Raw genomic sequence first — 5,911 nt, forward strand, 5'->3', positions numbered from 1 at the left:
TTGCCGACCGCCCGTTTGCAGCGTCGGAACGCTTTCTCCAGCACCGGCAAGAGTTTGAGCGCCCAGCGATGCACGGTCGAATGGTCAACCGAAATTCCTCGCTCGGCCATCATCTGCTCGAGGTGACGCAGACTCAGTGGATACGCGACGTACCAGCGCACGCAGAGAAGGATTACATCAAGCGGGTAGTGCAGGCGCTTGAGCACCTTTGCCACAGCAGGATTCAGGTTTTGCTTCATCAATCAGATCGTTCGTCCTCGGGACTTCAGCTTAGCAGATCCCTTAATGCGACAAAGCCGAAGCGCTGGGCCGCGGCCTTGTCGCGTCGTTTTTGCACCAGAACGTCGAGTTCGGTGCTATGCTCATCGACCGCACGCCACAGCCAGATGCGGCACCCCGCGCAGCGCCACGCCACCTTTGCACATTGGGCGAATCCAGCGCCGAACCTGTCGCACCAGCAACGGATTGTTTCGTACGTGACGACGACACCACGCTCGAGCAACAACTCCTCGATATCGTGCACGATCAGGCTGAACCGGAAATACCAGCGAACCGCGCGGCTGATGACGATGGCAGGGAAGCGGTAACCGTGATAAGGCGACTTTCTTTGACAGCGCTAACTCTTCCACTTGACTTTGGGACGTCCGGTATCAAATCGACACTAACGAAGCCGACGCGGCTGTTGTTTTCGAAGGGCATCCCGCGCGTTGGTGAGGTGTATTTCAACGGTCTGCGAAGCTTACGAACGTCACCCGGAGTGTTAAATGTTCCTAACATTGTATTTTCCTCTGATAGGATCGCTGTCGTTGCAGAGTCTTCCCGAGAGTTTCCTTACTGCGCTGAGTGAGGGAAATCTGCGGCACGCAGCGGCTCAAATTGGTCGCTCGGCGAGCATCCGCCGCACGCCGCAACTGCTGCGGATGCATACCGACATGCAGTTGATGCTTGGCATTTGCGATGAGCCGGAACACCAATATCGCGCCGTCGAGAAGGCGATGTGCGCGCCGCGTCGATCAATTAATGTCGCGTCGTGCCGCAACGCCGGATGGCAAGCGGTGTTCCGTTATAGGCTGGCGACCGCGCTGTCGTGCTTCTCACGGGCTATAGAGGAGGCCGAAAACGACCCCAATCTGAACGTCGAGCTGCGATTGGCCATTGCGGGCGTCCTGCTCCTCCTCGGTTACCCGAACAATTGCGCACGTGAGCTAGCCGAACTTGACGCTGCAACGGCGAGACTACCATTGAGCCTTTGGCGGCAAATTCTCGCCACGTTGCACTTCGACGTCGCCGTGCAACGCGAACTGCGTGGTTCGCCGCTTCTGAGCAATCACGTGTACTGGCAATCTGGATGGGATGACATGACGCCGCGCAGCATCGGAGCCAAGGCTGACGTGCGCTCCCTCAGTGACGAAACGGATATGCGCGAATCCAAGGTGCTTGATGTCCGCACGCCTTTGCTGCAGCAACGTATCGATTATCTGCGCAGTTTGCGCGCGCTTGCAAAGGGCGAGCGAGGTGAGTTAGACAGTATAGAGGCACACCTCAACTGGGCTCGTCGCCAAGGCCTCGTCGACTATCTGAGCACGACGCGGGTAGAAGCGGCACTGGCCTCGCTGGCAGCAGCCGAGCCTGAACGCGCGGAAAGATTACTTGAACCGCTCCATAGAATCAACTACGCAGGTTCAACGGGACATCGCCAGCTTGAATACCAGTATTCGCTCGCTCAGACGCAGCAAGCACTCGGACGCCACCGCGAGGCCATGGATTTGTTCGGACGCTATGCGCTGACTGCGGCACAATGTCTTCGCGATGACGCACAGGTAGGCGTCTCGTATCGTGCTATGGCCGGCAGGCTTGACCGATATCTGGACGACGTCGCTGTGCGTTTGCCGGCACGCTATCGCCGCGCATATCGCTATTTGCAGGAAAACATCAACCGATCCCAGCTGTCCGTCCGCGAAGTCGCCGCCGAGATTGGGGTAACGGAACGCGCATTGCAACTGGCATTCAAGAAATCGCTTGGCCTCTCGCCGAAGCAGCTAATCAGACGTTTGCGAATGGAAGGTGTCCGTGAAGACTTGCGGAACGATTCGATCGGTGGTCGTCGTGAAATCCTCTCTACGGCAAATAAGTGGGGGGTGCGAACCTACACGGCGCTCGTTCGCAGCTATCACAAGCAGTTTGACGAATCCCCTTCGGACGCCTTAAGCCGGAGGCCCACACCGAGCTTACCTAAAAGCTCTTCCTGAACCGCCCCGGGTTTTGTGGAGGCTCCAACTCTTGAGAGAATGGAGCCATGAACAAGAAGGCAATCAAGTTTTCCCCGGAAGTCCGGGAACGTGCCGTACGCCTGGTGCGCGAGCAGCGTAGCGAACATCCGTCGATGTGGGCGGCGATCGAATCGATTGCACCGATGATCGGCTGCACGCCGCAGACGCTGCACGAATGGGTCAAGCGCGACCAGGTCGACCAGGGCGAGCGCGATGGCGTGACCACGGACGAGCGCGAACGCCTCAAGGCCCTGGAGCGCGAGGTCAAGGAACTGCGCCGTGCCAACGAGATTCTCAAGGTGGCGAGCGCGTTTTTCGCCCAGGCGGAGCTCGACCGCCGTTTCAAGTCCTGAAGGCCTTCGTCGATCAGCATCGCGACACCTTTGGGGTCGAGCCGATCTGCAAGGTCTTGCAGATCGCCCCGTCGGGCTACCGACGCCATGCTGCGCAGCTTCGCGATCCGTCCAGACGCTGCACCCGCGCGAAACGCGATGAGATTCTGCAACCCGAGATCAAGCGTGTCTGGCAGGCCAACATGCAGGTCTATGGCGTGCCGAAGGTCTGGAAGCAGATGAACCGGGAAGGCATTGTGGTGGCACGCTGCACGGTCGGACGTCTGATGAAGCTGCAAGGCCTGCGTGGTGCGGTTCGCGGCAAGCGGGTTCGCACGACGACTCCCGAGACGAGCGCACCACGCCCGCTGGACCGGGTCAACCGGCAATTCAAGGCTGAGCGGCCGAATCAGCTCTGGGTGTCGGACTTCACGTATGTCTCGACGTGGCAGGGCTGGCTTTACGTGGCGTTCGTGATCGACGTATTCGCCCGCCGTATTGTTGGCTGGCGCGTCAGTTCGTCGATGACCACGGACTTCGTTCTGGACGCACTTGAGCAGGCGCTGTACGCGCGGCAACCGGGCGGCGATGGAACGTTGATACACCACTCCGACAGGGGATCGCAACGTCAGCATTTGCTACAGCGAACGGCTGGCCGAAGCGGGCATCGAGCCTTCTGTCGGCAGTCGTGGCGACAGCTACGATAATGCGCTGGCCGAAACGATCAACGGCTTGTACAAGACAGAACTGATTCATCGGCGTGCCCCGTGGAAAACGAGGGAATCCGTCGAACTGGCGACGCTGGAATGGGTGGCCTGGTACAACCATCATCGGCTGATGGAACCGCTCGGCTATATCCCGCCCGCCGAAGCTGAGGCAAACTACTACAGGCAACTCAGAAATATCACTGACGTGCCCGCATTAACTTAAACCAACCAGCCTCCACGATTCCCGGGGCGGTTCACCATTGCAATTATCGACACTTCTTCGATGGTTCACTTTCGTTCGCCTCCTTCCTACATACCTGACGGGATTCATCCCGCCTTTTCCTCAGACGCTCACCACACCCGCTCTTAACGAATGCAGCTCTAGGTGGTTTGGTATCACCGCCTGATCGGCGAAACCGAGGGGCCAACCCTCATCACGGATACAGCATGTACAGCGACCTTCGGTCGCTTTCCTTCTTGGCACACCGACAACTACCTTGACGCGCGCCGGAGGATGCCGGAACAAATCGCCTTCGCTCACCGCTGTCTTCGGACCCATCCAGACCTCGACATGCAGGAAACTACCCACAATCTGCCAGGTTCCTGCAAAAGGCTCTCCGGAATGTGCAGGTCCGACTAATGGGACCTTGCTAAAAGCCTTTGGCCTTGCCGAAGGGGAGCGTTATAGTGCGTTTACTCGAAAATTGGAAAGCGATTTTGAGGCGCGGTAGAGCTGGTGTCCACTTCATTACTGAACGATCGTTCAGTGTTACACGTGGCTTCAGGCACTTTAGTCAAAATTATCAAAAACCACCCGGGTTCTGGAAGTTTAAATGCGATGACGTGAATTGCCATCACATCTTATAGTCATGTGCCGCTTCGCTAAGGCAAAAAGCCCTACTGTGACGTTTTACCGATCGCCATCACTCAGGGGCCATTTTAACCTTTCGAAATTTTCAAAGAAGGCATTTACGAAATTTCTTACCAGTTCCATAACTCTATATATAGGCACGGAATTGCCTTCCGTTTCCCAAACAGCAAGGAACTTCTTCGTATCAGCTCTCATCGTCTTCCTCACATATCCTCTCACCATGAGCGAGCCCCCAGAATTCGATCGCCCACGATTCCCATTTTTCAATTGTGTCGAAGACATTCAGAGGAACTCGTTGGAGGCCGCTCTGCAGGCGGTGGTGCGGCACTATGACCGCTTTCTTGATGAGGAACTTCTCCCGGCGCAAAAACAGTATGCCGACATCCTGGATACGTTTCAGGGCTGGCGAGAGGGTCGTGAGCCTGAGCTCGTCGACACACTCATGGAGGAATTTCGCGAATTCCCGTGCATGAACGACCCCACGGAGAGTATCACCGAGCAGATTTTGCGCAGGGAAGGTTGTTATCCCAAATTCCTGTGCGTCGTGGCTGACGCCCCTTCATGCGTTGATATGGCTCACAACAACAGCCTCAGCTATCTAGATGAAAAGTATCGCTTTGAAGATGAGAATGGAAATCAAAGGATGCTGGCCTACGATATTATGCCGTACGAAGATGAATTCGACTATAAAGTGGTGCGTAACAAATATCAGGCATTGGGATGCGAACTACGCCTGCGTGAAATAAAGAGATGCATCCTTATCCCAGAAACGGACCTCATGCGTGATGAAGGTGGCCACTTCTGGAGCCGCCCTTATTTTGGAAAATTCGATGTGGCGGCGTACGCTCGTGCGGACATACTATAGAGTCTACCTTGCCTGTCGTGTGTGGGCGGTTTGGGGCATGTGAACTTGCACTTGAGTTCGGAGTTGTATTTTCGTTTTATTCTGTTCGTCGTCGTTTGTGTTGTTTGTGGGCTGTGTGAGCTGTAATAAGGCTGTTGGGAACTGATATTCCTGTTGCCTTTATTTTTAAGTTTCCGTGTTTTCGTCGTGTAAGACGTGCGGTTAGCGCGCCAATATTAATGAATAAAACTACTTTTATCTTGCCCATTATTGTTTGCTCCTGACTTTCCCAGTTTGGCAAATTTTCGTGTTCATTTTTTTTAAAAATGGTCCGACCCACGCATAACTGATGAACGAAGGCACTTCCTTTAGGTTGAGATACGATCTGTCAAAATTGGGTGTGAAAATAAATTCAGACATGCAATAAAATTGTTGTTTTGGCGAGATGTCTTTTCGAACTTCTGACTGGCTCTCTTTGAAGGGGGCAGGTCAGTGCGAGATTCCTTGAATATCCATTTCGTCGCCTTCCCGACAAATGTGCGTGTTCTTAAAAGGACAATTGCGGCACTTCGGCTCACCGGCCAAAACAGGTTTTGTCGCGTTAAGGAAGACGAGTCAAACAAATGGCGATATGATGAGGACTACTTATGTAATCAAGGAGTAGAACTGCTGGGCGGGAGTTTGCGCGATGCCACCGCCTTTCATCTGGCCTTTGACGATCATATGCATGAACTCGATGCCGCCGAGAATGATGCGTGCACAACGAAAATTCTTGAAGCCCAGCATCGACCGGGTGCGACGCTTGATCGCACGGTGATCCTGCTCGACAACGTTGTTCAGGTACTTCTTCTGGCGGATCCTGATCGGCGTCTCACGTTCAGCGTTGA

General features: G+C 55.0%; 3 protein-coding genes, 3 pseudogenes and 1 other annotated feature. Of the genes and pseudogenes, 3 read left to right on the forward strand and 3 right to left on the reverse strand.

All coding sequences use genetic code 11. The features are described from left to right. A pseudogene (locus tag M3A49_RS41805) lies at positions 1-239 on the reverse strand (IS6 family transposase); the annotation flags it as partial. A gap of 59 nt (positions 240-298) precedes the next feature. Next, positions 299-571, reverse strand: a pseudogene (locus M3A49_RS41810) (DDE-type integrase/transposase/recombinase); the annotation flags it as partial. Between the two features lie 193 nt (positions 572-764). Between M3A49_RS41810 and M3A49_RS41815 the strand changes: the two are divergent. The 3 genes and pseudogenes from M3A49_RS41815 to M3A49_RS41825 all read left to right on the forward strand — a co-directional run bounded on the left by M3A49_RS41815 (position 765) and on the right by M3A49_RS41825 (position 5,045). Continuing rightward, the gene (locus M3A49_RS41815) at positions 765-2,249 is read left to right on the forward strand and encodes a helix-turn-helix transcriptional regulator (RefSeq protein WP_266233941.1); all 1,485 of its coding nucleotides are present in this window, start codon (positions 765-767) and stop codon (positions 2,247-2,249) included. 47 nt (positions 2,250-2,296) lie between these two features. Further along, positions 2,297-3,532 (forward strand): annotated as a pseudogene (locus M3A49_RS41820) (IS3 family transposase). Beyond that, positions 2,578-2,694, forward strand: a sequence feature (AL1L pseudoknot). (Overlaps the previous pseudogene by 117 nt.) 868 nt (positions 3,533-4,400) lie before the next feature. Then, positions 4,401-5,045: a RolB family protein gene (locus M3A49_RS41825; RefSeq protein ID WP_323183569.1), complete on the forward strand. Its 645-nt coding sequence runs from the start codon at positions 4,401-4,403 to the stop codon at positions 5,043-5,045. Between the two features lie 624 nt (positions 5,046-5,669). Here M3A49_RS41825 and M3A49_RS41830 read toward each other — a convergent pair. Then, positions 5,670-5,911: DDE-type integrase/transposase/recombinase (locus tag M3A49_RS41830; protein WP_266233890.1), on the reverse strand; the 242-nt coding region annotated here is incomplete at its 5' end.

Origin of the sequence: Paraburkholderia sp. CNPSo 3076, assembly GCF_026343935.1 — a bacterium.
Taxonomy (GTDB): Bacteria; Pseudomonadota; Gammaproteobacteria; order Burkholderiales; family Burkholderiaceae; genus Paraburkholderia; species Paraburkholderia nodosa.

Bases quoted from the DNA above. Each gene is read 5' to 3' on its own strand.
- M3A49_RS41825 (WP_323183569.1), top strand. From the start codon at position 4,401: ATGAGCGAGCCCCCAGAATTCGATCGCCCACGATTCCCATTTTTCAAT.
- M3A49_RS41815 (WP_266233941.1), top strand. From the start codon at position 765: ATGTTCCTAACATTGTATTTTCCTCTGATAGGATCGCTGTCGTTGCAG.